The sequence below is a fragment of the Ruegeria sp. HKCCD3925 genome, assembly GCF_057221175.1.
Genome location: NZ_JBWVBI010000001.1, coordinates 476,901 through 502,678 on the forward strand (window position 1 = coordinate 476,901; position 25,778 = coordinate 502,678).

25 protein-coding genes and 3 tRNA genes are annotated in these 25,778 nt (G+C 56.0%); 12 read left to right on the forward strand and 16 right to left on the reverse strand.

The annotated features are described in order from the left end of the window. Position 1 precedes the first annotated feature (1 nt). Genes AC2TEM_RS02405 through AC2TEM_RS02415 form a run of 3 tightly spaced genes read right to left on the reverse strand, consistent with a single transcriptional unit; the run spans position 2 to position 1,577 of the window. On the reverse strand, positions 2-352 hold the full coding sequence (locus AC2TEM_RS02405; RefSeq protein ID WP_170405544.1) for an MliC family protein: 351 nt from the start codon (positions 350-352) through the stop codon (positions 2-4). Beyond that, positions 352-744, reverse strand: a complete 393-nt coding sequence (locus AC2TEM_RS02410; RefSeq protein ID WP_170393183.1) for a cell division protein ZapA — start codon at positions 742-744, stop codon at positions 352-354. The genes AC2TEM_RS02405 and AC2TEM_RS02410 overlap by 1 nt, the downstream gene beginning before the upstream one ends. Then, positions 744-1,577, reverse strand: a complete 834-nt coding sequence (locus tag AC2TEM_RS02415; protein ID WP_170421423.1) for a coiled-coil domain-containing protein — start codon at positions 1,575-1,577, stop codon at positions 744-746. Before AC2TEM_RS02415 ends, AC2TEM_RS02410 begins: the two co-directional genes overlap by 1 nt. Before the next feature lie 234 nt (positions 1,578-1,811). Here AC2TEM_RS02415 and tkt point away from each other — a divergent pair, with 234 nt between their 5' ends. Next, the gene (gene tkt, locus AC2TEM_RS02420; RefSeq protein ID WP_170421420.1) at positions 1,812-3,833 is read left to right on the forward strand and encodes a transketolase; all 2,022 of its coding nucleotides are present in this window, start codon (positions 1,812-1,814) and stop codon (positions 3,831-3,833) included. Positions 3,834-3,882: 49 nt separating this feature from the next. Here the strand turns inward: tkt and AC2TEM_RS02425 are convergent, their stop codons facing one another. Then, positions 3,883-4,683 carry a thioesterase family protein gene (locus tag AC2TEM_RS02425; RefSeq protein WP_170421417.1) on the reverse strand — a complete coding sequence of 267 codons (801 nt, stop codon included), beginning with the start codon at positions 4,681-4,683 and terminating at the stop codon, positions 3,883-3,885. Positions 4,684-4,770: 87 nt separating this feature from the next. Continuing rightward, positions 4,771-5,742: a DUF808 domain-containing protein gene (locus AC2TEM_RS02430; RefSeq protein WP_170421414.1), complete on the reverse strand. Its 972-nt coding sequence runs from the start codon at positions 5,740-5,742 to the stop codon at positions 4,771-4,773. 182 nt (positions 5,743-5,924) lie between these two features. Here AC2TEM_RS02430 and gap (AC2TEM_RS02435) point away from each other — a divergent pair, with 182 nt between their 5' ends. From gap (AC2TEM_RS02435) to gap (AC2TEM_RS02445), 3 genes are all read left to right on the forward strand, one after another. Beyond that, positions 5,925-6,926 carry a type I glyceraldehyde-3-phosphate dehydrogenase gene (gap, locus tag AC2TEM_RS02435; protein WP_170393188.1) on the forward strand — a complete coding sequence of 334 codons (1,002 nt, stop codon included), beginning with the start codon at positions 5,925-5,927 and terminating at the stop codon, positions 6,924-6,926. A gap of 73 nt (positions 6,927-6,999) precedes the next feature. Then, entirely contained in the window at positions 7,000-7,143 is a 144-nt protein-coding gene (locus AC2TEM_RS02440) for a hypothetical protein (protein WP_010439846.1), read from the forward strand. Positions 7,144-7,224: 81 nt separating this feature from the next. Next, complete coding sequence (gap, locus tag AC2TEM_RS02445) at positions 7,225-8,229, forward strand: type I glyceraldehyde-3-phosphate dehydrogenase (RefSeq protein WP_170421411.1); 1,005 nt, start codon at positions 7,225-7,227, stop codon at positions 8,227-8,229. Here gap (AC2TEM_RS02445) and coaD read toward each other — a convergent pair. From coaD to AC2TEM_RS02460, 3 genes are all read right to left on the reverse strand, one after another. Then, positions 8,221-8,712, reverse strand: a complete 492-nt coding sequence (gene coaD / locus AC2TEM_RS02450; protein WP_170393190.1) for a pantetheine-phosphate adenylyltransferase — start codon at positions 8,710-8,712, stop codon at positions 8,221-8,223. The genes gap (AC2TEM_RS02445) and coaD overlap by 9 nt on opposite strands. Before the next feature lie 82 nt (positions 8,713-8,794). Further along, complete coding sequence (locus tag AC2TEM_RS02455) at positions 8,795-9,232, reverse strand: CBS domain-containing protein (RefSeq protein WP_170405529.1); 438 nt, start codon at positions 9,230-9,232, stop codon at positions 8,795-8,797. Between the two features lie 61 nt (positions 9,233-9,293). Beyond that, positions 9,294-10,196, reverse strand: coding sequence for a LysR family transcriptional regulator (locus AC2TEM_RS02460; protein ID WP_170421408.1), 903 nt, complete (start codon positions 10,194-10,196; stop codon positions 9,294-9,296). 104 nt (positions 10,197-10,300) lie between these two features. Here AC2TEM_RS02460 and AC2TEM_RS02465 point away from each other — a divergent pair, with 104 nt between their 5' ends. Further along, positions 10,301-11,800, forward strand: a complete 1,500-nt coding sequence (locus tag AC2TEM_RS02465) for a CoA-acylating methylmalonate-semialdehyde dehydrogenase (RefSeq protein ID WP_170421406.1) — start codon at positions 10,301-10,303, stop codon at positions 11,798-11,800. Between the two features lie 188 nt (positions 11,801-11,988). Beyond that, a complete protein-coding gene (locus AC2TEM_RS02470) occupies positions 11,989-12,588 on the forward strand; it encodes a L,D-transpeptidase (protein WP_480704725.1) in 600 nt (199 codons plus the stop codon). A 78-nt stretch (positions 12,589-12,666) separates the two neighbouring features. Here AC2TEM_RS02470 and AC2TEM_RS02475 read toward each other — a convergent pair whose 3' ends face one another. Together AC2TEM_RS02475 and AC2TEM_RS02480 are read right to left on the reverse strand one after the other, a co-directional pair. Beyond that, positions 12,667-13,143, reverse strand: a complete 477-nt coding sequence (locus tag AC2TEM_RS02475) for a fasciclin domain-containing protein (protein ID WP_480704723.1) — start codon at positions 13,141-13,143, stop codon at positions 12,667-12,669. Positions 13,144-13,214: 71 nt separating this feature from the next. Then, the gene (locus tag AC2TEM_RS02480) at positions 13,215-14,066 is read right to left on the reverse strand and encodes a class I SAM-dependent methyltransferase (protein WP_480855971.1); all 852 of its coding nucleotides are present in this window, start codon (positions 14,064-14,066) and stop codon (positions 13,215-13,217) included. A gap of 135 nt (positions 14,067-14,201) precedes the next feature. On the opposite strand from AC2TEM_RS02480, the gene AC2TEM_RS02485 reads away from it, so the two are divergent. Next, positions 14,202-15,317 (forward strand): carboxylate-amine ligase, encoded by a 1,116-nt coding sequence (locus AC2TEM_RS02485; RefSeq protein ID WP_170421400.1) that lies wholly within the window; start codon positions 14,202-14,204, stop codon positions 15,315-15,317. Between the two features lie 2 nt (positions 15,318-15,319). On the opposite strand, the gene AC2TEM_RS02490 is transcribed toward AC2TEM_RS02485, so the two are convergent. Next, positions 15,320-16,180, reverse strand: coding sequence for a hypothetical protein (locus tag AC2TEM_RS02490; RefSeq protein WP_170393198.1), 861 nt, complete (start codon positions 16,178-16,180; stop codon positions 15,320-15,322). Between the two features lie 159 nt (positions 16,181-16,339). Here AC2TEM_RS02490 and AC2TEM_RS02495 point away from each other — a divergent pair, with 159 nt between their 5' ends. From AC2TEM_RS02495 to mmsB, 3 genes are read left to right on the forward strand one after another with little or no spacing between them, the layout of a single operon-like run. Beyond that, positions 16,340-17,482 carry an acyl-CoA dehydrogenase family protein gene (locus AC2TEM_RS02495; RefSeq protein WP_170421396.1) on the forward strand — a complete coding sequence of 381 codons (1,143 nt, stop codon included), beginning with the start codon at positions 16,340-16,342 and terminating at the stop codon, positions 17,480-17,482. An 8-nt stretch (positions 17,483-17,490) separates the two neighbouring features. After that, positions 17,491-18,531, forward strand: coding sequence for an enoyl-CoA hydratase/isomerase family protein (locus AC2TEM_RS02500; RefSeq protein ID WP_170421393.1), 1,041 nt, complete (start codon positions 17,491-17,493; stop codon positions 18,529-18,531). 3 nt (positions 18,532-18,534) lie between these two features. Next, positions 18,535-19,407, forward strand: a complete 873-nt coding sequence (gene mmsB / locus AC2TEM_RS02505; protein ID WP_170421390.1) for a 3-hydroxyisobutyrate dehydrogenase — start codon at positions 18,535-18,537, stop codon at positions 19,405-19,407. A 74-nt stretch (positions 19,408-19,481) separates the two neighbouring features. Here the strand turns inward: mmsB and uvrA are convergent, their stop codons facing one another. The 4 genes from uvrA to AC2TEM_RS02525 form a co-directional block, all read right to left on the reverse strand. Further along, on the reverse strand, positions 19,482-22,340 hold the full coding sequence (gene uvrA / locus AC2TEM_RS02510; RefSeq protein WP_170421387.1) for an excinuclease ABC subunit UvrA: 2,859 nt from the start codon (positions 22,338-22,340) through the stop codon (positions 19,482-19,484). Positions 22,341-22,445: 105 nt separating this feature from the next. Further along, a complete protein-coding gene (locus AC2TEM_RS02515) occupies positions 22,446-22,988 on the reverse strand; it encodes a methyltransferase domain-containing protein (protein ID WP_170421384.1) in 543 nt (180 codons plus the stop codon). A 127-nt stretch (positions 22,989-23,115) separates the two neighbouring features. Continuing rightward, positions 23,116-23,192: transfer RNA gene (locus AC2TEM_RS02520), tRNA-Asp, on the reverse strand. Between the two features lie 52 nt (positions 23,193-23,244). Beyond that, positions 23,245-23,321 (reverse strand) — tRNA-Asp (locus AC2TEM_RS02525). Positions 23,322-23,534: 213 nt separating this feature from the next. Between AC2TEM_RS02525 and AC2TEM_RS02530 the strand changes: the two genes are divergently transcribed. Then, a tRNA-Val gene (locus tag AC2TEM_RS02530) sits at positions 23,535-23,609 on the forward strand. 75 nt (positions 23,610-23,684) lie between these two features. Here AC2TEM_RS02530 and AC2TEM_RS02535 read toward each other — a convergent pair. Next, a complete protein-coding gene (locus tag AC2TEM_RS02535; protein WP_170405503.1) occupies positions 23,685-23,912 on the reverse strand; it encodes a hypothetical protein in 228 nt (75 codons plus the stop codon). 248 nt (positions 23,913-24,160) lie between these two features. On the opposite strand from AC2TEM_RS02535, the gene AC2TEM_RS02540 reads away from it, so the two are divergent. Continuing rightward, a complete protein-coding gene (locus AC2TEM_RS02540) occupies positions 24,161-25,747 on the forward strand; it encodes an APC family permease (protein ID WP_170421381.1) in 1,587 nt (528 codons plus the stop codon). Positions 25,748-25,778: the final 31 nt, after the last annotated feature.

The following is a 25,778-nucleotide window of genomic DNA, read 5'->3' on the forward strand; positions in this document are numbered from 1 at the left end:
GCTATCGGCTGCTACAGTCCTTGAACAATACGAGTTCCGGGGCTGTGTCGCCTTCGGCCTGATGGCTGATCGTGGCATCCCACCCCTTGGAGCGCAGGGTGTATGTCCCTGCCCCTCCGACGGATTCATACCGGATGCCCGAGCCGCTTGGAACCTGTTTCATAGGGATCAACTGATCATCGATCATCATCGCAGCCGCCCCATCGCCATTTGAGGCGTTAAAGTAGGACACCGGCACTTGCGTGTTGTTTTCACAGGTAAACGTCACGGACAGAATGTCGATATCGGCCTTTGCCATCGTGCCAGTCAGCGAGACGACGGCCGCGCAAAAGGCCATTCGGGCGATCGGCATTAGGCCGTCCTTTCTTCAATGACTGCCGCCAGGGCTTCGGCGCGCGCCGCCATTTCAGCCAGCGTATCCGTGACAGATGGCGGCACTACCGCGACCTCGATCCGTTCAGGTTCCGGCTGCGGTTGGCTGCGGAGCCGCTTCAATTCGGTCTCCAATTCAACCAGCTTGGCCTCGGCCAGTTTCATGCGATCTTCATGCGCGGCTGCCTTGTCTGCCAACATAAGTCCCGCCATCAGCAGCATCCGCGATTCCGGCATACGTCCGATCTGGTCCGACAAAACCTGAGCCTCATCATCCAGCAGTCTGGCTGCCGCCTGCAGAAACGGTTCTTCACCGTCCTGGCACGAGACATCAAAGCCGCGGCCACCGATATGAATGGTTACTTCGGGCATTATTCCACCTCTCCCTCGGCCAGATTGGCATGACTTAGCAATGGCTCAAGCCGAGCCAGGACCGCATGCGCTTCGGCTGCGTCCGACGCGCGCGCGGCACGTATGGCTTCTAATTCGGCTGTCGTGGCCCGGTTCAGCATGTCAGCATCCGTGACACCGTCCTCTGCGGCGGCGCGTAATTCATCGACAGCGCTTCGGAGCTGATCGTTTGCATTGCGAAGCCGTTGCAAATCATCATCCAACCGGGACATCGCGGCCCCATGGCTAGCCCGTTCCGCGCGCAGCATCTCAAGCTCGGCATTGAGTTCGGTTAACCGCTCGCTATCGACCAGTTCAGCCCGCAGACGGGCCAGTTCGGCCTCCATCTCTTCCGCGCGATCCGCGATTGGGGTCAGTTGCTCGACCTGCGCGCGCAACGTATTCGCCTCTTCTGCAGCGCCCTGATGTGATCGCAGAGTCTCAATCTCTGCCTTCAAGCCCTCGACTTCGTCCGTGTTTTCAAGCGCAGCCTTGGCATCCGCCAACTCGGCCCGCGCAGCCTCAACCGTGGCGAGCTGAGAAGTCGCCTCGGCCAATTGCGCACGCAGCGCATCCACTTCCGAACTCGGTGCCGGTTGCGCACGCAGCGCGTCAATCTCTTGCGCGTGCCTCTCTTTGATCGTTTTCAGCCGTTCCTCAAGCTGGGCATTGGCCACCCGCTCTTCTTCAAGCGCCGTTCGCAGCGACGTGTCATCACCGGCTGCGGATCCAGCAACGTGCAAGGCCTCGACACCATTACCGATCCGCTCCATCGCGGTGATAATGCGGCGTTGTAGTTCTTCGATCTGACTCATGCCTGTGTCACCTCTTTATCAAGGTTCGTTCTGATATTCGCCTACCCGAATCAAAAGCGGCGGCGCTCAGCCCTAGTCTAACGGAATGCGACAGAAAATACCCACTGTTTGGTTTCAACCACTTGCACACCGCTCTTGAAGCGCCAATTCGGCGTGCCACGCGGTTCTGCTTGCACTTTGACAATCGGATGGTATTCAGCGCCCATCTGCCCGTAAACCAAAGGAACAACGCCCGTGGACCTGACTGCGCTGCGCAATGCCAACCCCGAACACTGGGACAAGGCTGCGGCCATCCGCACCCTGACCCTCGACGCTGTCGCCGCCGCCAATTCCGGCCATTCCGGTATGCCGATGGGCATGGCCGATGTTGCGACCGTATTGTTCGAAAAGCACCTCAAATTCGACGCCACTGCCCCGAACTGGCCGGACCGCGATCGGTTCATCCTATCGGCGGGTCACGGTTCGATGCTGGTCTATTCGCTGCTGTATCTCACCGGTCATGACGATGTTACGCTGGAAGAGATCAAGAACTTCCGTCAATTGGGCGCCAAAACTGCCGGGCACCCCGAAAACTTCCTGATTGATGGTGTCGAAACCACTACCGGACCTTTGGGTCAGGGCATTTCGAATGCCGTTGGCTTTGCGATGGCCGAGGAAATTCAGCGTGCGCATTATGGCAAGAAGATCGTTGATCACTATACCTACGTGATTGCGGGCGACGGCTGCCTGATGGAAGGCGTCAGCCAAGAGGCGATCACTTTGGCCGGTCGCCACGAGCTGAGCAAGCTGATCGTCTTCTGGGATAACAACAACATCACCATCGACGGCACAGTCGACATCGCCGACCGCACCGATCAGGTGCGCCGTTTTGCGGCCTCGGGCTGGCATGTGCTTGAGATTGACGGCCACGACCCCGAGGCCATCGATGCGGCCATCGTGCAGGCGAAGAAGTCGAACAAACCGACGATGATTGCTTGTGAAAGCCACATTGCACTGGGTCACGCGGCGCAGGACACTTCAAAAGGCCATGGCGCTCTGACCGATCAGAATCAGTTGAACGCCGCCAAAGAAGCATATGACTGGCCGCATGATGCGTTCGTCATCCCTGCTGAGGTCAAAGCCGCTTGGGAGGCCATTGGTGCACGTGGTAAAGCCGAGCGCGCAGCGTGGGAGGAGCGTTTTGCGCAAGTCTCCGAACGTAAACAAGCCGAATTCAACCGCGCCTATGCGTTTGAGGCACCAAAGAAGCTGGCCGGCGCCATCCGGTCGTTCAAGAAACAGATGTCGGAAGACCAGCCAAAGCTGGCCACTCGCGCCTCGTCTGAGAAGGTGTTGAATGTCGTAAACCCGATCATGCCCGAAACCATTGGCGGCTCGGCTGACCTGACTGGATCGAACAACACCAAATCGGCTGATATGGGCGTGTTCCTTCCGGAAAACCGCAAGGGTCGGTATATCCATTACGGCATTCGTGAACACGGTATGGCCGCTGCTATGAACGGTATGGCGCTGCATGGTGGCATTCGCCCGTATGGCGGTACGTTCATGGCCTTCACCGACTATGCGCGGCCCTCGATGCGTTTGGCTGCACTTATGAAGATCCCGACGGTGTTCGTGATGACCCACGACTCGATTGGTCTGGGCGAAGACGGTCCGACGCACCAACCGGTGGAACATCTGGCGATCTCACGCGCGACGCCGAACACTTATGTGTTCCGCCCCGCGGATACGGTTGAGACCGCCGAAGCCTGGGAATTGGCGCTGACCTTCAAGGATAGCCCCTCAGTCCTGTCGCTGACCCGTCAAGGCGTGCCAACTGTTCGGACCCAGCACAAAGCCAAAAACCTGACCGCGCAAGGCGCTTATGTATTGGCTGACGCAGAAAACAAGCGTCAGGCGATTCTGATTGCCACAGGTTCCGAGGTTTCGCTGGCGATGGAAGCTAAAGCAATACTTGAGGCCGAAGGCATCGGCACTCGGGTCGTTTCCATGCCCTGTATGGAGCTGTTTGCCGAACAAGACGAAGCCTACCGCAAGCGCGTATTGCCTGCGGGAGCCGTCCGCGTCGGTATCGAGGCTGCGGTTCGCGCCGGAGGCTGGGACCGTTGGCTTCTGGGCGAGCGTGGTCGCGAGGCCAAGGCTGGGTTCATCGGCATGTCCAGCTTTGGTGCGTCGGCACCCGCCGGAGAGCTCTACAAGCATTTTGGCATCACGACCGAAGCAACAGTCGCCAAGGTCAAAGAACTGCTGGGTTGAACCTACCCAAATTAGTCAAAAGGCCTCGGTTAAAACCGGGGCCTTTTTGTTAGACGAAAATTATTACTGACTGCATACCATCGACAATTAGATCACCATCGGTGTTCCACATCCGCATGACCTGAGAGCTGTAGCCGTCATGTCCAGCTGTCAATTGATGTTCCATCAACCACCATCCATCGCGAGTATGAATATCTTCGGATAGTACGTTGAAAATCCAGTTCATTGACGAGTTGTTTCCCGGCTTCTTCAATGTCGGGAATATGGCCGGTGGCAACAGGTCCGCAATTGCGATCAACCCTTCGATCCTATCGCGCATATCGGCATCATTATGGCGCGCCCAAACCTTCACATAGCCACGCTCTGCACCAGCAAATGGCCGCGCCCCGTCGATCAATCGAACGTCGAAGTTCTCAAGAAATGCAATGGGAAGTTTTGGCAAATCTGGCGGGAAATAGTGTTCTGTGATCTCTGGCTGTATCTCTGCCTTAGCCGGATGTTCGAACGCCACATGGCTGTCCTGTGCCTTGCCAAACGTAAATGTCCCAAGTGCGGCTGTATTCCCCTCAATCCTTGCTCGTGTATTGATCGTTGTGACATTCCGCCCATTGCGAAGCACCTCGGTTTCGATCAGCGGAGGTGAACCGATGGGCGCGGTAAAATTGATCAGGGCCGAGCGTAATGGCGGCAGAACATCGATCGCATTTCTCGCAGCAGCCAGCAGCAAGGCAGACGAGAAGCCGCCATATGTTGTACGGCCTTGCATCCAGTTTGGCGGCACCGGAAACTGCAGCATCCCGTTCAACCGATCTGAACTGGCAAGGACTTGGGAAAGGCTGAGTTTAGTCATCGATCTCACACCGGATATGCTTCGATTGGAACTTACCCCGCTCTTACCGTTGTGCCAGATGAAACCTCACGTCACATGATCCTGATTTCAGTGTTTGTTCGCAGATCCCGAAATCGCGCTGATCGCGGGGGACAGCAGCTTGGTTGCCACCGGTATCAGCGCCAGCCCATAGACCAGACCGAATACACCATCCATTGTCGCCTTCGCGATCCACTTTACCGCGCCTGCCCATTGTTCAGACACAGCATGACTCGCAGCATTTGCCCAGTCGTAAATGTGATGGCCCAGCCAGCCAAAGCCCAGGACCTCCATACCGTGGATCATGATCGACCCGCCGACCCACAGCATCGCAGCAGTACCAACGATAGACAGAACTTTCATAACAACGGGCATCGCTTTGACGAGGCCCCTTCCCGTTCCACGCCCTATCGGCGTCGGAGCGTTTTGCGCCAGGAACAACCCGACATCATCCATTTTCACGATCAGAGCGACCGAGCCATAAACGGCGACGGTGACCCCAACGCCCACAACGGCCAGCGTCGCGGCTTGCATCCACACATTCGGCGCTTCAATGGCCGCCAAAGCGATGGTCATGATTTCGGCAGACAGGATAAAGTCAGTCTTGATCGCACCCTTCACCTTCTTTTCTTCCAGATGGCCAGGATCAGGATTTTTCATATCCTCTTCGATCGCGTGGCTTCCGTGTGGGAACAAGACATGAAAAATCTTTTCGGCCCCTTCAAAACACAGATATGAACCACCGAGCATAAGCAGCGGTGTGATCAACCAAGGCGCAAAATTGGCTAGTAGCAATGCCACTGGCAACAACAGAATGATCTTGTTGAAAATCGATCCGCGCGCGATGCGCCAGATGATCGGCAGTTCCCGCGCCGGGGCAAAACCCTGAACGTATTTGGGCGTCACGGCCGCATCGTCAATGATCACACCCGCAGTCTTGGCCCCAGCCTTGCCGGCAGCGGCCACCACATCGTCCACCGAGGCCGCCGCAACCTTTGCAATGCCCGCCACGTCGTCCAACAGGGCCAACAGACCACTCATCGCGCTTCCTTTCCATTCATCTGTTCGATCGGACCCTACCTGATCCAACGGCTAGCGCAAGCGTTAGCGCAATCGGCGCAGGTTTGCGCTAACACCTTAAAAATATGCCATTTTTGCCCTTTTGAGATTCAATATTCGCGGCTATATGGCCTGCAACGCAAGCGCATTTTTGGAGACGTCGGATGACCATCAAGGTCGGTATCAATGGTTTTGGCCGCATCGGCCGCTGTACTCTGTCGCACATCGCCGCATCGGCGCGCAACGACATCGAAGTGATCAAGGTCAACGCCACCGGCCCGCTGGAAACCTCGGCGCATCTGTTGAAATACGACAGCATCCATGGACGTTTCCCACGCGACGTCTCGGTCGAAGGCAACACCATGGATCTGGGTCGCGGCCCGATGGAGATGTTCTCGACCTACGATATGAACGAGCTGGACTGGGAAGGCTGCGATGTCGTTCTGGAATGCACCGGTAAATTCAACGACGGCCTGAAAGCCAAAACCCATCTTGAGCGCGGCGCTGGTAAGGTTCTGCTGTCGGCTCCCGGCAAAAATGTCGACAAGACCATCGTATTTGGTGTGAACCACAACAGCCTGACCGCAAACGACAATATGGTGTCGAACGGTTCTTGCACCACCAACTGCCTTGCTCCGCTTGCCAAGGTTCTGGACGAAGGTATCGGCATCGAGCATGGCATCATGACCACGATTCACGCCTATACCGGCGACCAACCGACGCTGGACCGTCGCCACAGCGATCTTTATCGCGCCCGCGCTGCCGCCATGTCGATGATCCCGACGTCCACTGGCGCCGCTGCAGCACTGGGAGAGGTTCTGCCGAACCTCAAAGGGCGCCTGGACGGCTCGGCCATCCGCGTGCCCACTCCAAACGTCTCGGCCGTTGATCTATCATTCCGCGCCTCGCGCGACGTCACTGTCGAAGAAGTTAACGCCATCGTCGAAGAGGCAGCGAAAGGCCCGATGCAGCGCGTTCTAGGGTATGAGCCTGCGCCGCTGGTTTCGACCGATTTTAACCATACCGAAGAAAGCTCGATCTTCGCGCCGGATCAGACCCGTGTGGTCGACAACCGTATGGTGCGCGTGCTGGCGTGGTATGACAACGAATGGGGATTCTCGGTGCGTATGGCGGATGTCGCCGTCGCGATGGGCCGCCTTAACTGACCCTTTGGACATAGCTTGTACCTTTATGCCCGCTCAGGTTATCTGAGCGGGCATTTTCGTTCAGGGCGCAGAAATGACAAATCAAATCGCCATCTGGCTTGGAATCCTAATTCTGGGCGGTCTGATGCTGGACGTGGCACTATTCGGCACCGAACACCTGCTGTTCCTGGGCAAGAAGCTCTACGATTTCCTGGATTGGCTCGCCTTCTGGCGCTGACAGAGGTTTTTCTTGACTTTCGCGCCAATCTGGCTTTGTTAGCGCTAACCATCTATGGACCATGTTCTGACGGAGCGCATTATGACACTCAAGCTGGCAATCAATGGATTTGGACGGATCGGGCGCGGCGTTCTTCGGGCCGTCATGGAATCCGGACGTACTGATGTTGAAATCATCGCAATCAACGATCTGGCAAAGCCCGAAATGAACGCACATCTGTTCGAGTTCGACAGTGTGCATGGACGCTATTCCAAACCCGTAACTCTGACTGATGCAGGTCTGGATGTGGGTGCTGGGCCCATCCGGCTGACCAGCGAGCGTGATCCCGAAGCACTGGACTGGTCTGATGTGGATGTGGTTCTGGAATGCACCGGTGTTTTCCGGACCCGTGAAGCAGCTGAGCGGCACATGAAAAACGGATCAAAGAAAGTATTGATCTCGGCCCCTGCCCGTGGCGACGGCGGCGTGAAGACAGTCGTGTTCGGCGTGAACGATCATGAGTTAACCGCCGACGATATCGTTGTTTCCAATGCCTCGTGCACCACCAACTGCCTGTCGCCGGTCGCGGCGGCTTTGGACGCAGGACTAGGTATCAAACACGGCAACATGACCACAGTTCATGCATATACGGCCAGCCAACCGGTTCACGACACTGCGGGCAAAGACCCCTACCTGTCGCGCGCAGCTGCGCTGTCGATGATTCCGACGACAACTGGCGCGGCATCGGCTGTTGGTCTGGTTCTGCCGCAGCTTGCTGGTAAGTTGACCGGGCAAGCCATTCGTGTCCCCACGCCCAATGTTTCAGTCGTTGATCTGGTTGCTGAGGTTTCGCGACCGACGACCGAAGAAGAGGTCAATGCCCTCTTTGTAGAAGCCGCCGCCAAAATCCCCGGTGTGCTGGCGGCCGAGAATCGCCCCTTGATCTCGATCGATTTCAACCACGACTCGCACAGCTCGACGGTTTCACTGGCTGAAACCAAAGTAACTGACGGCACATTGGTTCGTGTGCTTGCATGGTACGACAACGAATGGGGCTTCTCGAACCGGATGCTGGACACTGCCGCCGCGATGGGCGCGCTATCCTAACCGCTCTTTCAAGGCGGAATTGACGCGGGGCGTGACGAATTTTGACACGTCCCCGTTCAATCTGGCGATTTCTTTGACCAGTTTCGACGCAATGGCTTGATGCCGTGCCTCTGCCATCAAGAACACGGTCTCAATCGAGTCGTCCAACGCGCGATTCATCCCAACCATCTGGAATTCATACTCGAAATCCGCAACCGCACGCAGTCCGCGCACGATGATCTGAGCGCCTACATCGCGGGCGCAATCGATCAGCAGGTTTTCAAACGGATGCGCGACAATCTCAGTGCCAGTCTGCTCGGTTAGATGGGCGCATTCGGCCTCGATCATCGCGACACGCTCTTCCAAAGAAAACAGCGGGCCTTTGTCCCGGTTGATAGCAACACCAATGACGAGCTTATCCACCAGCGCAGCCGCGCGGCGAATAATGTCTATATGACCCATGGTGATAGGGTCGAAAGTACCGGGATATAATCCAACCCGCATTGGGCTCTCCAGCGCAACAATATTTCTGCGCAAGCAAACATAACTTTGCCGCAGGTGCAAGAGGCTGAAACAGCCCCCGCGTTCAGTGCCCCATGATCATGCCCTCAAGCGCGTCTTTTTCCATAGCAAGTTCAGCCAGTTGCGCCTTGACCGCATCACCCAGCGTAACGATGCCGACCAGTTTGCCATCTTCCAATACAGGCATGTGGCGAAATCGACCTTCGGTCATCTGGGACAGGATAGACTCAACAGTATCCTGCTGGCTGGCGGTCACAAGTTGCTTGGTCATATAGTTGCTAACGGGTTTATCCAAGCATCCGCTGCCGCTGGCAGCCAACTCGCGAACAATGTCTCGTTCGGATAAAATGCCCGCTGCCGTCTGCCCCCCATCCTCGGAAATGACCACAGTACCAATCCGCTTTTCCGCAAGAATCTCGGCAGCCTGAGAAACGGATGCCGTTGGCTCGACCGTCTCCACACCGCCGCTGGCCTTGGATTTGAGAATGGCCTGTACAAGCATAAGCGAAAACCTCCGGAATTACGTACTGTTTTCCAAAGCGTTGCCGGAATGTGTGAATGTGTCAAGGTGAAGCTTCGCGCTCAAGCCGCGCTACTTCGTCCCGTATTCCGCGCGTCAACGCCTCGGCAAAGCGGTTCAACCGCTCATTGCGCTGATCGCCCTGATGGCGGACCAGATAGAACCCCCGGGTCAGACTGACCTGATCCGTCAGGATTTTCTGCAATCCCAGATGGAACGGCAATGTGAAATCATGTGCCACGCAGACCCCTGTTCCCAGCGAAACTTGTCGCAGCTGAACGGAAACAGAGTTTGATGCAAGCGCGACACGTTCAACACCAATGTCGTTGAGATAGTCCAGCTCGCGGTCGAAAATCATGTCCGGAATATAGCCTATCATCCGATGCCCTTTTAGATCCTCGATGGATCGAATTTCGGCGTGACGACTCAGGTATTCCTTCGTTGCGACCATATGCAGCCGATAGTCGGATATCTTCTGCACCAGCAGTTTCCCTGCGGTGGGCGCACTGACTGTTACCGCCATGTCGGCCTCTCGCCGGGATAGGTTGATGATGCGCGGCAACGCCAGGATCTGAATGTCGAGATCAGGATTGGCATCGCTGATCTTGGCGCAGACCTGTGGCAACAGGTAATTGGCACTACCATCCGGGGCACCAATTCGGATCTGACCGCTTAGCGATTTGGCAGAGCCTGACATGACACCAGTCGCTGCACGCATAGCTTCTTCCGCCTGCAGCCCATGCTCCATCAGGCGTTGTCCTGCAGTCGTCAACACATAGCCCTGCTGTGATTTCGTGAACAACACCGCGTCCAATGCCGCTTCGAGCCGCGCGATTCTGCGCCCGACTGTCGCCGGGTCTATCTTGAGAACCCGCCCCGCACCCGAAAGGCTTTCATCGCGCGCGACCGCCAGAAATACCCGCAAATCATCCCAATTCGGCGTCATGCTCTACCCTTTGCATTTTTGCAAAACAGATTTGAAATATTGCCTCTGTTCAGGTGATTTTCGCAAGTCTATTCTTCGCGCAACTTAATCCGGAGGAGTTTGCAATGCAGAACCTGACCCATTTCATCAACGGCGAAAATGTCGCTGGCACATCTGGCCGCTTTGACAATGTATTCAACCCAGCAACGGGTGAAGTGCAGTACCAATGCCCGATGGCCAGTGTCGCCGAGACCACCGCTGCGATCGAAGACGCTGCAGCAGCTCAGGTCGCTTGGGGCGCAACCAACCCGCAGAAGCGCGCGCGCGTTATGATGGCGATGGTTGGCTTGATGAACCGCGACATGGACAAGCTGGCCGAGGCTCTCAGCCGGGAACATGGCAAGACCATTCCCGATGCGAAGGGTGACTTGCAGCGTGGTCTGGAAGTGATCGAGTACTGCATCGGCGCGCCCCAGATGCTGAAAGGTGAGTTCACCGACAGCGCGGGCCCGGGCATCGATATGTATTCGATGCGTCAGCCGCTGGGCGTGGTCGCTTCGATCATGCCATTCAACTTCCCCGCAATGATGCCGCTTTGGCACGTTGGCCCGGCACTGGCCTGCGGCAACGCAGTTGTTCTAAAGCCGTCCGAGCGCGACCCCTCTGTTCCATTGATGCTGGCAGAGCTGTTTGTCGAAGCTGGTCTGCCCAAGGGCGTGTTCCAAGTCGTAAACGGTGACAAAGAGGCCGTGGACACCCTGCTGGACAGCGAAATCATTCAGGGCGTGTCGTTCGTGGGTTCAACCCCGATCGCGCAGTACATCTATGCTCGTGCAACCGCCAACGGCAAACGCGCGCAGTGCTTCGGTGGCGCCAAGAACCACATGATCGTTATGCCTGACGCCGATCTGGATCAAGCTGCTGACGCGCTGGTCGGTGCGGGTTTTGGCGCGGCTGGCGAGCGCTGCATGGCGATCTCGGTTGCCGTTCCTGTGGGTGAAGAAACCGCAGACGCACTGATCGAAAAACTGATCCCGCGCGTAGAAAAGCTGAAAGTCGGCCCCTACACAGCGGGCGACGACGTAGACATGGGTCCGGTTGTTACTGCTGCCGCGAAAGAGCGTATCCTTGGCCTGATCAACTCGGGCGTTGAGCAGGGCGCGAAGCTGGTTGTCGACAACCGCGACTTCAGCCTGCAGGGCTATGAGGATGGCTTCTTTGTTGGCCCGCACCTGTTCGACAACGTCACTCCCGACATGGATATCTACAAGCAAGAGATCTTTGGCCCGGTCCTGTCGACCGTCCGCGCGGGTTCTTATGAAGAGGCGCTGAAACTGGCGATGGATCATGAATACGGCAACGGCACTGCGATCTTCACCCGCGACGGTGATACGGCGCGCGACTTTGCCAGCCGTGTGAACATCGGCATGGTCGGCATCAACGTTCCGATCCCGGTTCCGCTGGCCTACCACACTTTTGGCGGCTGGAAGAAATCGATGTTCGGCGACCTGAACCAGCACGGTCCAGACAGCTTCAAGTTCTACACCCGCACCAAAACAGTGACATCGCGCTGGCCGTCGGGCATCAAGGAAGGTGGCGAGTTCAACTTCAAAGCGATGGACTGATCATTCAGCTTACAAATCAGGAAACCCGGCCCTACATGGGTCGGGTTTTTTCGTGCCTGCGCCAGTTGCTGCCTGATCGCGTACCTCACAAGAAATTCAGAGGTCGCCCTCTGGAAAAAGCAGGCATTCACTAATATTTTATCGGTAATTCAACTATCCGAGCAGCTCATAACTCCCTGGAGGCAACCTTGTCCCAAAATCGTTTTACCCGTCGTCACGCCCTTTTGGGCGCTGCATCGCTGATTGCGGCCCCTGCTATCGTGCGTGCTCAAAGCACTGATGCTTTCCCACAGACCGAGGAAGCAATCAGCACGCAGCTTCCAGTACGTCGTAACGTTTCATCGTTCTCGCAGCAGAATTGGCAGGATCACTTTGACGAGTTGGGCGTCGGCGCATTGTTGGCCGATATCACCAGCCGGGCTGTTCATTACTGGGGGCCGGATGGAACCTACAAGCTGTACCCCAGTTCTGTCCCGATGAGCGAAGAGCTGACCAAGCGCGGCTATACCAAAGTCACACGCAAGGCGGAGAACCCAAGCTGGACACCAACCCCATCAATGCGCGAACGCGATCCCTCGTTGCCAATTCGCATGGAGGGTGGTGAACCTGGAAACCCATTGGGAACTCGCGCTATGTATCTTGGCTGGCCTGCCTACCTGGTTCACGGCACCTATGATACCCGCAAGATTGGACGTCAGAGCTCGTCCGGCTGTATTGGTCTCTATAACCAGCACGTTGAAGAGCTGTATCCGCTGGTAGAGGTCGGTACTCAGGTACGTTTGGTCTAAACGGCGAGTTTCTACACGAAACACAAAAAAGCCCCGTCCATCAGGAACGGGGCTTTTGTTTTCGTGAAGGTGGTAGATTTATTCGGGAATGATCACTTCGTCGACAACGTGAATGACGCCGTTGCTGGCTTCGATGTCGGCCTGCACAACTTTGGCACCATTAACTTTCACGCCATTTTTTGCGTTCACGCTTAGTCGGTCGCCTTGCACGGTCAGAACCTTCGCGCGCTTTCCTGCAATGTCGCCGGACATCACTTTGGCTGGCACGACATGGTAGGTCAGGATCGACACCAACTGGTCCTTGTTTTCCGGCAGAAGTAGGGTTTCAACAGTGCCTTCAGGCAGAGCTGCAAAAGCTTCATCCGTGGGTGCAAAGACGGTGAAGGGCCCATCGCCTTTCAGCGTATCAACCAGGCCCGCGGCCTGAACGGCAGCAACCAGGGTGTTGAATGACCCGGCAGCAACTGCGGTATCGACGATATCAGCGGCCTGTGCCTTGGCGGGCAGTGCAAGTGCAAATGCGGCGGCAGCGCCCATGAATGTGCGGCGGAACATGGCTGTTAACTCCTCTCCAGCTTGTTATGGAAAGGGTTACGGGCCTGGGTTCGAACCGGATCACACAGAAATCAATTTTCTTTGAGCTGAACCCAGATGCTCTGCGCACGGCCCTCTTCTAGAAACGGCAGCGTTGCGACGGCGTCGGGGCGATCCTGCTGCAGGTAATAACCGGGCCAAAGCATTGAATAGAAACCGGATTGCAGCAAGGCGTGCAACATGTACTGCTCACCCCATCCTGGGCAGTCATAGAAGAACCGTTTGGGGTATTCATAAGGCAGAAAAACATCGTGGACATGAATGACAACGCCGGGTTTCAGCGCCGGAATGATCCGACAGAATAGATGGGCGACATCGTTGCTCATCCGAACCACATGGCTTGAATCGATGAACAGAACATCCCCAGCCTCAAGCTGATCGAACAGCGCGGGATCTACTTCTTCCAGTCGCTTCTGCTCAAACTGATCGACGACATGGGCGATATCTGCGCGCGGGTACGGATCAATTGCCGTGATCGTCGTATCCAAACCACCATCTATGATCGCCTGCCGCGTCACGCGGGTAGAGTTCCCGCAGCCGACCTCGATCACGCGCTTGGGCTGAAAGCGGCGGATCATCAGGTAAAGCGCATCCGCATCCGGGCTATCGTAATATCCGTTGCCGGTGTAATAACCGGTTTGGTTTCGCGCCGGGTCCTTCAACGCAGCAAGCTCATCGGCATGGCGCGTATACTCTTTGATCAGTTGCGCGATATCGAATCCGTCCATTCCCGGCGACAGGGCATAAGCGGGCCTGGTCAATCCCCCTGCCCGTTCGAACGCTTCCAGCCGCGCCCGTTCATCCTGTTCCGTAACCTTGTCGATCAGCTTGACGCCCAACTCATCTAGGGCTGCATTGATCTGCGGAAATTTTCTGGGTTTCACGAGGACGGCTCCACATTACGTTGCGCCCGCTCTTTACCCGTGCACGCAGGACTTCCGCAAGAACCGACAGGCCAAACCCTTGGCAAAACGCTAATTTCCGTATTCACTGATGTGAATTGACCAACGAGGGCCGCCATGCAGCAGGAATTCACGATCGGCATTGAAGAGGAATACCTGCTGGTCGATCAAGACAGTCTGCAGCTCGCCGAGGCGCCCGCAGCATTGATGGAAGCTTGTCAGGCAGATTTCGAAGGCCAGGTCAGCCCGGAATTTCTGCAGTGCCAGATCGAAGTTGGGACCCGCCCACATGCTACGATCAGATCGGCGCGCGAAGATCTAAAGCGCCTGCGTTCTTGTGTTTCAAAACGTGCAGCCGAGTATAATCTGGCTCCGATCGCGGTCTCTTGCCACCCGTTTGCGAACTGGAAAGACCAGCACCATACACGGAAAGAACGCTATGACGCCCTGCAGCATGCTTTGGGCGGCGTGGCGCGGCGGATGCTGATCTGCGGAATGCATGTGCATGTGGGCGTCGAAGATCAAGCCTTGCGCGCCGACCTGGTACCCCAGCTTTCTTACTTTCTGCCCCATCTGCTGGCGTTGTCGACCTCGTCTCCTTATTGGAACGGCGAAGATACCGGGCTTTCCTCCTATAGGCTCACCGTGTTCGACAATCTGCCCCGGACCGGTCTGCCCCCGGTGTTCAGCAGTTGGGGCGAATACGAACGCACCACCGGCGTGCTGGTCGAACTCGGCGTGATCGAGGACACCTCTAAAATCTGGTGGGACCTACGTCCATCTCACCGGTTCCCCACCCTAGAAACACGCATCATGGACGTACAGCCAAGGCTTGAACATACGCTTTCGCTTGCAGCGCTAGTGCAGGCGCTGACCCGGATGCTGTGCCGCCTGAAAGACCGCAATCTTCGTTGGCGGCAATATGATAAGTTTCTGATCGGCGAAAACCGTTGGCGCGCGCAGCGTTATGGTGTGGGCGAGGGCATGATCGATTTCGGCGATCGCGCGATCAAGCCGATGGCCGAACTGATCGGAGAGCTGATGGGCATGTTGGCCGAAGACACCGAGGCATTGGGCACCATGACCGAACTCGCCCGACTTCGGCAGATCGCAGAAAATGGCACCTCCGCCACCCGCCAACGCCGTGTTTACGCTGAAGCTTTGGCGCGCGGGGATGATCCGGGCATGGCGGTGGTCAAGCACCTGATCGAGGAATTTCACGCCGACCTATAAAGTCAAACCGCCGCCAAAATCTCTTTGATCCGGTCCGCTACGGGTTCATACAAATCGCGATCCGTCCAGTATCCGTTATGCGAAAGCGGGTTCCACGACGTAAAGATTTTGCCCGCATTGATCGGCTTATCCTTCAAGGCCCCACTTTGAGCGAGCTGTTCATAGCTTGGCGCGCTTTTGCCCAAAGGAAAACCCAAAACATCATGCTTGTCATAGTAGTTTCGCCACCAGGTCGAAAACTGCAACGCAGGCGGCAGCGCGCGGTTCGGGGCCATGATCGGAAAAATCTCATTCTCGGGATATGCGAACAGAAAAATCGGAATATTGCACCCAAACGTCACGAGGCCAGCAACGGTTTTCATGTTTTCAACATCTGTCGGGTGAACCGGTGAACCACCCTGGCGCAGATGTCTTTGCATGTCATAAATATAGTTCGACATTATGTGCCCACCCAGCGAATGCGCCAGGATCAGTACAGGCCCCTGTGGTCCGACCTGGTATTTGACGACCCCCATCACATTCTCGATTTTCTTGTGGATCGCCTCATAGATCTTATCGCCATCATCCGGAGTTGGTCGGTAAGAAGCAGCATCCGACAGATTGCACACTACAAACTCGCGCAGCTTGTCGTATCCAAGGCTGCGGTTGACCTTGCGCAGATATGCCTTTTGCCGCCCTTGCAGGATCTGTGCCCATACCACCTCGTGCCAGATCACATCATCCATATCCGCGCCGACCCGGTTCGAAACGCGTCGTTTCAGCCCTTTGGAAAACGTTGGGGTCGTGGATGGGGGCTGGTTCTGAGGATTGTACTGGCTGCCCATGCCGTGAATCGCGATAACAGCAAGCTTGTGTGACGACATAAGAATACTCCGTAATGATCAAGAAAGCAGAATTCCCGCAGTATACCTCACCGTCCAGAAATCCCCTAAATCGCCGGGTTTGCCGTCATTGAAAAATTTCTGTAAGGATTGAAGAATAAAACGCTCGTTCAATTCTATAGCCATCAGGAAGCACACGTCATGGATTTCGCGCTGACCGAAGAACAAACGGCCATTTTCGACATGGCCTACGCCTTTGGCCAAGACCACATCGCCCCCTTCGCGCGTCAGTGGGAAGCAGACGGAACCATCCCCAAAGAGCTTTGGCCCAAAATCGGCGAACTAGGATTTGGTGGACTTTATGTCTCTGAAGAGGCTGGTGGTTCGGGTTTGACGCGATTGGATGCGACACTGGTGTTCGAAGCGCTATCGATGGCCTGCCCCTCGGTCGCGGCGTTCCTGTCGATTCACAACATGTGCGCCAAAATGCTGGACAGCTTTGGCAGTGACGATCTGAAGTCCCGCATTATGCCAAGTATCCTCAGCCTCGAAACCGTCCTCAGCTACTGCCTGACGGAACCCGGATCGGGATCGGACGCTGCGGCGCTGAAAACGCGCGCTGAACGGACCAATGAAGGCTTCACGCTCAACGGCACAAAAGCGTTCATTTCCGGCGGCGGCTATTCGGATGCCTATGTCTGCATGGTTCGCACGGGTGAAGACGGCCCTAAAGGAATCTCTACCGTCTATGTCGAAGACGGCACGCCGGGCCTGAGTTTCGGTGGTCTGGAACAAAAAATGGGTTGGAAAAGCCAGCCAACCGCGCAAGTTCAGTTTGACGATTGCAAAATTCCATCCAGCAATCTGGTCGGGGCTGAAGGCGACGGTTTCAAATACGCGATGATGGGGCTGGACGGTGGCCGCCTGAACATCGCCTCCTGCTCGCTGGGGGCAGCTCAGAACGGTCTGGACATGACGTTGCAGTATATGTCCGAGCGCAAGGCCTTTGGACAATCGATCGATCAGTTTCAGGCGCTGCAGTTCCGACTGGCAGATATGGAGATTGAGCTACAGGCGGCGCGCACATTCTTGCGTCAGGCAGCGTGGAAACTTGATCAGGGCGCACCGGACGCCACAAAATTCTGCGCGATGGCCAAGAAGTTCGTAACCGAAACCGGATCGAAAGTCGTGGATCAGTGTCTGCAATTGCACGGTGGATATGGCTATCTGGCGGATTATGGCATCGAGAAACTGGTGCGGGATCTGCGCGTGCACCAAATTCTGGAAGGCACGAACGAGATCATGCGCGTGATCGTTGCGCGCCAGATGCTCTCCAATCGCTGAGGTCTTTGATGTCTGATATCGACATTCGCACCACAGGCCGAGCCGGGCGCATCACGCTGACACGACCCCACGCCCTGAACGCCCTTAGCTATGAGATGTGCATGGCCATCGATACCGCTCTGCGCAACTGGCGTGAGGATGATCAAGTCGATCTGATCATTCTCAATGCCGAAGGCGACAAAGCCTTTTGCGCTGGCGGAGATATTGCCGACCTTTATGCGACCGGCACCAAGGCGGACTATGCTTATGGCCAAACGTTTTGGCGCGACGAATACCGCCTGAATGCCTTGATTTTTGAGTACTCAAAACCAGTGATCAGCTTCCTGCAAGGTTTCACCATGGGTGGCGGGGTTGGCATCGGGTGCCATGGCAGCCATCGAGTGGTTGGAGAAAGCTCAAAGATCGCGATGCCGGAATGCTCAATCGGGCTGGTTCCTGATGTGGGCGGATCGCTGATGTTGGCGCTGGCGCCGGGGCGATCGGGCGAGTATCTGGGCACCACCGGCCACCGCATGGGGCCCGGAGATGCGATCTATGCCGGGTTTGCCGACCATTTCATTCCCCAAAAGCATTGGGCGGGGCTGATAGACCAGTTGGAAGCCTCTGGACGGGCGGAACTGGTGGATGAGCATGCAGTGCCCGCACCGGATAGCCCCTTGGCTGAAATGCAGGGCGAGATCGACAGGCTATTCAGCGGAGAAAGCCTTGGCGATATCCTGAACAGCTTGCGCAACGATGACACAGAATTTTCGACGAAAATTCTCGGCACACTGCAGCGAAACTCTCCTATCTCCATGGCTTGTGCTGTCGAGATTTTGCATCGGCTGCGCGGAACCAACCTGACATTGCAAAAAGCGCTGGATCTGGAGTACCGGTTTACCTATCGCGCGATGGAGCATGGTGATTTTCTGGAAGGCATTCGCGCCCAGATCATCGACAAGGATCGCAACCCGAATTGGCAGTTTGCTGATTTGGATGTGCCTGCAGTCGCGGTGTCCAAGATGCTGCAACCGCTCGGTGCGGATGCACTAAGCTTTTCAGAGGAGTAAGGGATGAAAATCGCATTCATAGGGCTTGGCAACATGGGCGGCCCGATGGCGGCCAATCTGGCGCGCGCGGGCCAAGACGTCATCGGATTTGATCAAGTTGATGTCGCCGTTGAAGGCGTGGCCATGGCGCCTTCCGGCGCTGCCGCAGCTGCGGAAGCCGACGTGGTTATCACCATGCTTCCCAACGGGCAAATTCTGCGCGCTGTGGCCGATGAAGTTGTCCCTGAAATGCAAGACGGCGCGGTTCTGATTGACTGCTCTACGGTCGATGTCGACAGCGCCCGCGCGGTGGCGCAGCAAGCTGCTCAGGCTGGTCTGCTATCAGTCGATGCACCTGTATCCGGCGGGATTGGTGGGGCCGCTGCAGGCACGTTGACCTTTATGGCCGGTGGATCTGACGCAGCTTTTGCCAAGGCGGCTCCGTTATTTGAAATCATGGGGCAAAAAGCGGTTCACTGCGGTGAAGCTGGCGCGGGTCAGGCCGCCAAAATCTGCAACAACATGATCCTCGGCGTGACGATGATCGCGACCTGCGAGGCATTTGCGCTTGCTGATAAATTGGGATTGGATCGACAAAAGATGTTCGATGTCGTCAGCACGTCCTCAGGGTACAGCTGGACAATGAACGCCTATTGCCCTGCCCCCGGCGTTGGACCCGAAAGCCCATCCGACAATAACTATACCCCTGGTTTCGCCGCCGAGCTGATGTTGAAAGACCTACGTCTCAGCCAACAGGCTGCCGAGAGTGCGGACGCTGATACGCCCATGGGACAGGTTGCGACAAAGCTCTATGAATTGTTTGTCGAACACGAAGATGGCTTGGGGCGCGATTTCAGCGCCATGCTGCCACGTTTTGAGAAGCGGTCCAGAGACTGAACAACCTCAGAACGCAGCGCTCTACGAAGCACCAGAGAAGAAAATTCGCAGCATTTTCTTCTCTCGCTCTGTTCCTATTCGGCAGCTACGGCTTGCCCATCCAGCATTGGCTTCAGATAACGCCCAGTGTGGCTACGCTCACATTCAGCGACGTCTTCGGGCGTACCCTCAGCCACAATCTGACCTCCGCCATCGCCACCTTCCGGGCCAATGTCGATTATCCAGTCGGCGGTTTTTACGACATCGAGATTATGTTCGATGACAACAACAGTATTTCCTTGGTCGACCAGTTCGTGCAGGACTTCCAATAGCTTACGCACGTCCTCGAAATGCAGACCCGTTGTGGGTTCGTCCAGAATATACAGCGTTCGACCCGTTGATCGCTTGCTCAGTTCTTTAGAGAGCTTTACACGCTGCGCCTCACCACCGGAGAGCGTGGTCGCCTGTTGACCAACTTTGATGTAGCCGAGCCCAACGCGAGCCAAGGCATCCATCTTGTCACGGATCGATGGCACCGCTTTAAAAAACTCCTGCGCATCTTCCACTGTCATATCAAGTACATCCGCGATGGACTTACCCTTGAATTTGATCTCAAGCGTCTCACGGTTGTATCGCGCGCCTTTACAGGTTTCGCAGGTGACATAAACATCAGGCAGAAAGTGCATCTCGATCTTGATGACGCCATCACCCTGACACGCTTCGCACCGGCCGCCTTTGACGTTAAAGCTGAACCGCCCGGGCTTGTATCCACGCGCTTTGGCTTCTGGCAACCCGGCAAACCAGTCTCGGATCGGGGTGAAAGCCCCGGTGTAAGTCGCTGGATTTGAACGTGGAGTCCGGCCAATGGGTCGCTGGTCTATGTCGATCACCTTGTCCAGATGCTCAAGCCCTTTGATCGTTTCACAGGGCGCCGGTGTCTGGCGAGCGCCGTTCAACCGCATCGAGGCGGTTTTGAACAAAGTCTCAATCGTCAGCGTCGATTTTCCACCGCCAGACACACCGGTCACACAAACAAATTTTCCGAGCGGAAATTCGGCCGTCACGTTCTTGAGGTTGTTTCCCGTCGCCTTAACAACGGTCACTTTCTGCTTCTTTCCCTTTCGCCGCTCAACTGGCACCGGGATCTCGCGTGTGCCCGAAAGATATTGACCGGTGATCGAGGCCGCATCGCCGGCGATATGCTCGGGCGTACCGTGGCTGACCACCTGTCCGCCATGCACTCCTGCACCGGGACCGATATCAAACACATAATCCGCCTCGCGAATGGCCTCTTCGTCATGCTCAACGACGATGACCGTGTTGCCCTGGTCACGCAAATTCTTAAGCGTTCCCAGCAAACGATCATTGTCGCGTTGGTGCAGACCAATCGATGGCTCGTCGAGCACATACAATACCCCGGTCAGGCCCGAGCCGATCTGGCTCGCCAGACGGATACGCTGACTTTCACCTCCGGACAGGGTGCCACTTGAACGAGACATCGTAAGATATTCTAATCCAACATTATTCAAAAAACCCAACCGCTCGCGAATTTCCTTGAGAATTGCGCGCGCGATCTCGTTCTTTTGTGCGCTCAGATGATTTGGGGCATCCTCAACCCAGGCCAGCGCCTCGCGGATCGACATTTCGACGACCTGCCCGACGTGCAAACCCGCGATCTTGACGGCCAGCGCCTCAGCACGCAGACGGTAGCCTTTGCATGTGCCGCAGGGTCGGTTGTTTTGATAGCGCTCGAATTCTTCGCGAATCCAGGCGCTGTCAGTCTCGCGATAGCGGCGCTCCATGTTGGGGATGACGCCTTCAAAGCTTCGGGTAACCTGATAGACGCGGCCACCTTCATCATAACGGAACTGGATCTCTTCATCACCAGACCCGCGCAGAAACACCTGCTGGACTTTCTTGGGCAAGTCCTTCCAGGGAGTGTTCTTGTCAAACTCGTAATGTCGCGCGATAGCTTCGATCGTTTGCAGAAAATATGGTGATTTACCCTTCCGCCAGGGCGCAAGTGCCCCGTCATAGAGTTTCAATGTCTGGTCCGGCACGACCAGACGTTCATCAAAGAACAGTTCGACCCCAAGCCCGTCGCAATCGGGGCAAGCCCCAAAGGGCGCGTTGAATGAGAACAGGCGCGGCTCGATCTCGGGGATGGTGAACCCACTGACCGGGCAAGCAAAATTCTCACTGAATGTGATCCGTACCGGGTCGCCCTCCTTCGGTGCGGTTTCGAGGATTGCGATCCCGTCCGCCAGATCCAGTGCGGTCCTTAGGCTGTCGGCCAGGCGTGTTTCCATGCCTTCTCGTACCACCAGACGATCGACAACGACGTCGATATCGTGGCGGAACTTCTTGTCCAGTGTCGGCGGCTCATCCAATTCATAGAACTCACCATCTACCTTGACGCGCTGAAAACCCTGCTTGCGCAGCTCAAGGAATTCTTTCCGATATTCACCCTTCCGATCACGAACGATGGGGGCCAGCAGATAGCCGCGCGTGCCCTCCTCCATCGTCATGATCCGGTCGACCATGTCCTGCACCTGCTGTGCCTCAATCGGCAATCCTGTGGCCGGGCTGTAAGGCGTACCAGCACGGGCAAAGAGCAAGCGCAGATAGTCGTAGATCTCGGTTACGGTGCCCACGGTCGAACGCGGGTTTTTTGAGGTCGTCTTCTGCTCGATCGAAATCGCGGGGCTTAGTCCGCTAATGTGATCCACATCGGGCTTCTCCATCATATCGAGGAACTGGCGCGCATAGGCCGACAGGCTTTCGACGTAGCGGCGCTGCCCTTCGGCATAGATCGTATCAAATGCCAAAGAAGACTTACCCGAGCCCGACAGGCCAGTGATCACCACTAGCTGATCCCGTGGGATGTCGACATCAATGCTCTTGAGGTTATGCTCGCGCGCACCGCGCACCTCGATATTCTTCAGCTCAGCCATTCAGGCCCCCAACAACCAACGTCACTCAGAGATAGGCGAGAGCGGCTGAGTCTCCAACCAAAAAATTAGAACAAAGTAAGAACAGGCGATTTTTCGACACTCGGCTTAAGCACTGGATTTCTTAGCCAGAGCCCATGCGCAGATTGGAAAATCGGGATCGTTCTCCAAATTGTCTGTCTCAGGGTCATAAACAGGAGGCCATTCAAGTTCGAGATTGCGCGAAGCGGCATGCCGATTGCCCCACTGTTCGGCCCGGATGAGATCCGGGTCGAACCCACACTCAGTGAGCAGGTTTTTCAATCCGCGCGCAGACCAGCGCGAACAGTCATGCGGAGCGGCGTGAAACGGAATGAAGAACGGGACGGCAAGCCAGAAATACCCTCCGGGCCTTAACATCTCTAGCACGTTCAGCGTGGCTTCAACCGGGCGATCCAAGTGCTCCCACACCTGATTGGCCAAAACCAGATCGACCTTTCGCACCTGCTGCTGCTTGTCCAGAACGGGTCCGGTGCAGATATCATGTTGCTTGTGCCAAATCTGTTCATAGCTGCAAAATCCAAATTGCTTACCCCACGAACCAGAAATCTCAATGACATCAAGTGTTTCCGGCTTTAGGCCGCGGACCCACTGCCGGCTGCGCCGTGCCATAATAACTCGATTTAGACTGGTCACTGCTTGCCCCTGATGTTTTGCAGGCAATAAACCATAAGATCAGTAAGATGTCGGCACAAAAAAACGCCCACAAGGGCGTATGACTTTCTAAATCGAAGGAAAATGGCGCGGTTGACGGGGCTCGAACCCGCGACCCCCGGCGTGACAGGCCGGTACTCTAACCAACTGAGCTACAACCGCGCATTTAGGGTCTATGTGCGATCCGTTTGCCCGGATCAAAGGCTGGCAGCGATGGCGCGGTTGACGGGGCTCGAACCCGCGACCCCCGGCGTGACAGGCCGGTACTCTAACCAACTGAGCTACAACCGCCCACTGCCCGTTCATCTCTGAACGTTGGGGTGTATTATGGCTACACCCCGGCATCGTCAAGCGGCGTTTTCAAGTTTTTTGCTCGAACCTGATTTTTTCCGATCTATCCGACTTGGCGGGCAATGTGTGAAAACCGGATTTCGTCTGACGCGCTGCAATTTGAACGCTTTGAACTTGCGGCGAAACACAAGCCGCTGTATCAACCGCCGCTATGGGTGATTAGCTCAGTGGTAGAGCGCTTCGTTCACATCGAAGATGTCAGGAGTTCAAATCTCTTATCACCCACCATATTATTCAAATGCTTATGCGACATAGTTGAAGCGTTTTGGAACCATTTAGTTCAACGCCGCGAGCACAATGCTGTCATCCTCCGACATACACGCCGGATTTAGGACGATAAAAAACCTTTTGGTCATGCAGACGCCCCAGAAGGTCGTGTGCCTTGCGCACAAAGTCTTCACGGGTTTCCCTTTCTTCTACCCTCTCGTCAACAGGGACATTCGATCTGGAAGCTATGGCATGACGCATGGCCTCTTCGATTATATCCATATCTTCGACCGAAAGCTCGAACATATCATTGTACAGAGGCATCCTGGGTTCTCCTACCTTGGCACAGACGACCAGCGTGCCTCATGTTCCGAGTCGATTCCACTTCAAATACCTATTGCCGGCGATCGCGTTTCGAAGAACACGCCCAGCAGGATTTAGAAGATGAATCGGTCAGACCTCGTTTTCGCGATTTTTCTGCATGATATGTGGTGCTTGCCATGTTTCCCGTGGCCTGCTTATCCTGATGTCATAGCCACCAATAAGGCACTCCTCTTTGGGCGAGAAATAACATGGCGAAACTGAAGCGGGAAATTGGCCTGGTCGGCCTGACCTTCATTTCGGTTGGAGGAATCATTGGGTCAGGCTGGCTTTTCGGCCCCCTACTCGCCGTGCAACACGCAGGCCCCGCCGCGGTTCTTTCTTGGATTATTGGCGCCGTTGCGATGTTCATACTGGCAATAACATTCGCCGAGATTTCAGCGATGTTACCTATCCCAGGCGGAATCGCACGCGTCCCTCAGTTCTCACACGGCAACATCGTGTCGATGGCGATGGGATGGACGGCCTGGATTGGCTACAACACCACCGCTCCGATCGAAGTTGAAGCCATGCTTAAATACCTCGCGCCCTACGCGTCATGGCTCCACGCCGCGGATACCGGCGAACTGACCGGCGCTGGTGTCTCGGTCGCCTTGCTGTTCATGTTGCTGTTCGTCGCTGTGAACGCACTGGGCGTAAAATTTTTTGCACAGGTAAATGCAACGCTGACCTGGGCCAAGATTGCCATTCCGATAGTATTGTCCGTGTTGTTGATCGCGACCCGCTTTGAGGTGCAGAATTTCTCCGCCCCTGACGGTTTCGCCCCCTACGGCCTGAAAGGCATCATGGCCGCAGTATCAACCGGTGGGGTGATCTTTTCCTTTATAGGTTTCCGGCATGTTGTTGATATGGCAGGAGAAGTTCGAAACCCAAAATTCGACATCCCGGCCGCTCTGGTTCTGTCCATTGTATTATGTGCCTTGATCTACCTTGGATTACAGGTGGCCTTTATCGGCGCGCTTGATCCCACAATGATCCGCGATGGCTGGGCGAGTCTCAGCTTCGGTGGGCAAGGTCCGTTGGATGGCGTCATCATGTCCGTCGGGATATTGTGGTTCCTCAGCATGCTGAACGTCGGGTCGGTCATCGGCCCATTTGGCAATGGGTTGGTTGCAACAGGATCGAACGCCCGTATCGCTCTGGCCCTGTCGCAAAACGGGTTCCTGCCGAAACGTTTGCAGATCTTGTCATCGTTCGGAGTACCGCTTTGGGCCTTGGCTCTCAACTTTCTGATTGGCACTCTGTTTTTACTGACGGTCCCGTTCGCAACCGTAATCGCCCTGAACGGGGCCGCCATTGTGCTTTCATTCGCGGTCGGCCCAATCGCCGTGGTGTGCTTACGCGATCTGATGCCTGACCGCCCGCGCTCAATCCGTATTCCCGCCGTCAAACTTGTCGGGCTCACGGCCTTCGCGATCTCAACCCTGATCGTCTACTGGAGCGGATGGGACACGGTCTGGAGGCTGGGAATTGCACTGCTCATCGGCATGGCGCTGCTGCTGATCCGCTTTCACAATCGGCTCGATGAAATGGACGCGACCGAGGCGCTTTGGCTGATGCCCTATTTCTGTGGTTTGGGGCTGATCTCTTACATGGGTCAGTTTGGAGAAGGCGCGCAAAAGCAGATCCCGTTTGGTTGGGATATTGTGCTGTGTGCGGCATTTTCGGCGGTGATTTTTGCGCTCGCCGTGCGCTCGGCGCTGTCAGACAAAAAATTCCAGGCTTACATCGAAAACGAAGAGGTGCTGGACCCGGCCAAACCTGTCATTGGGCTTTGAACAAAAAAGGCGGGGAATAACCCCGCCTTTC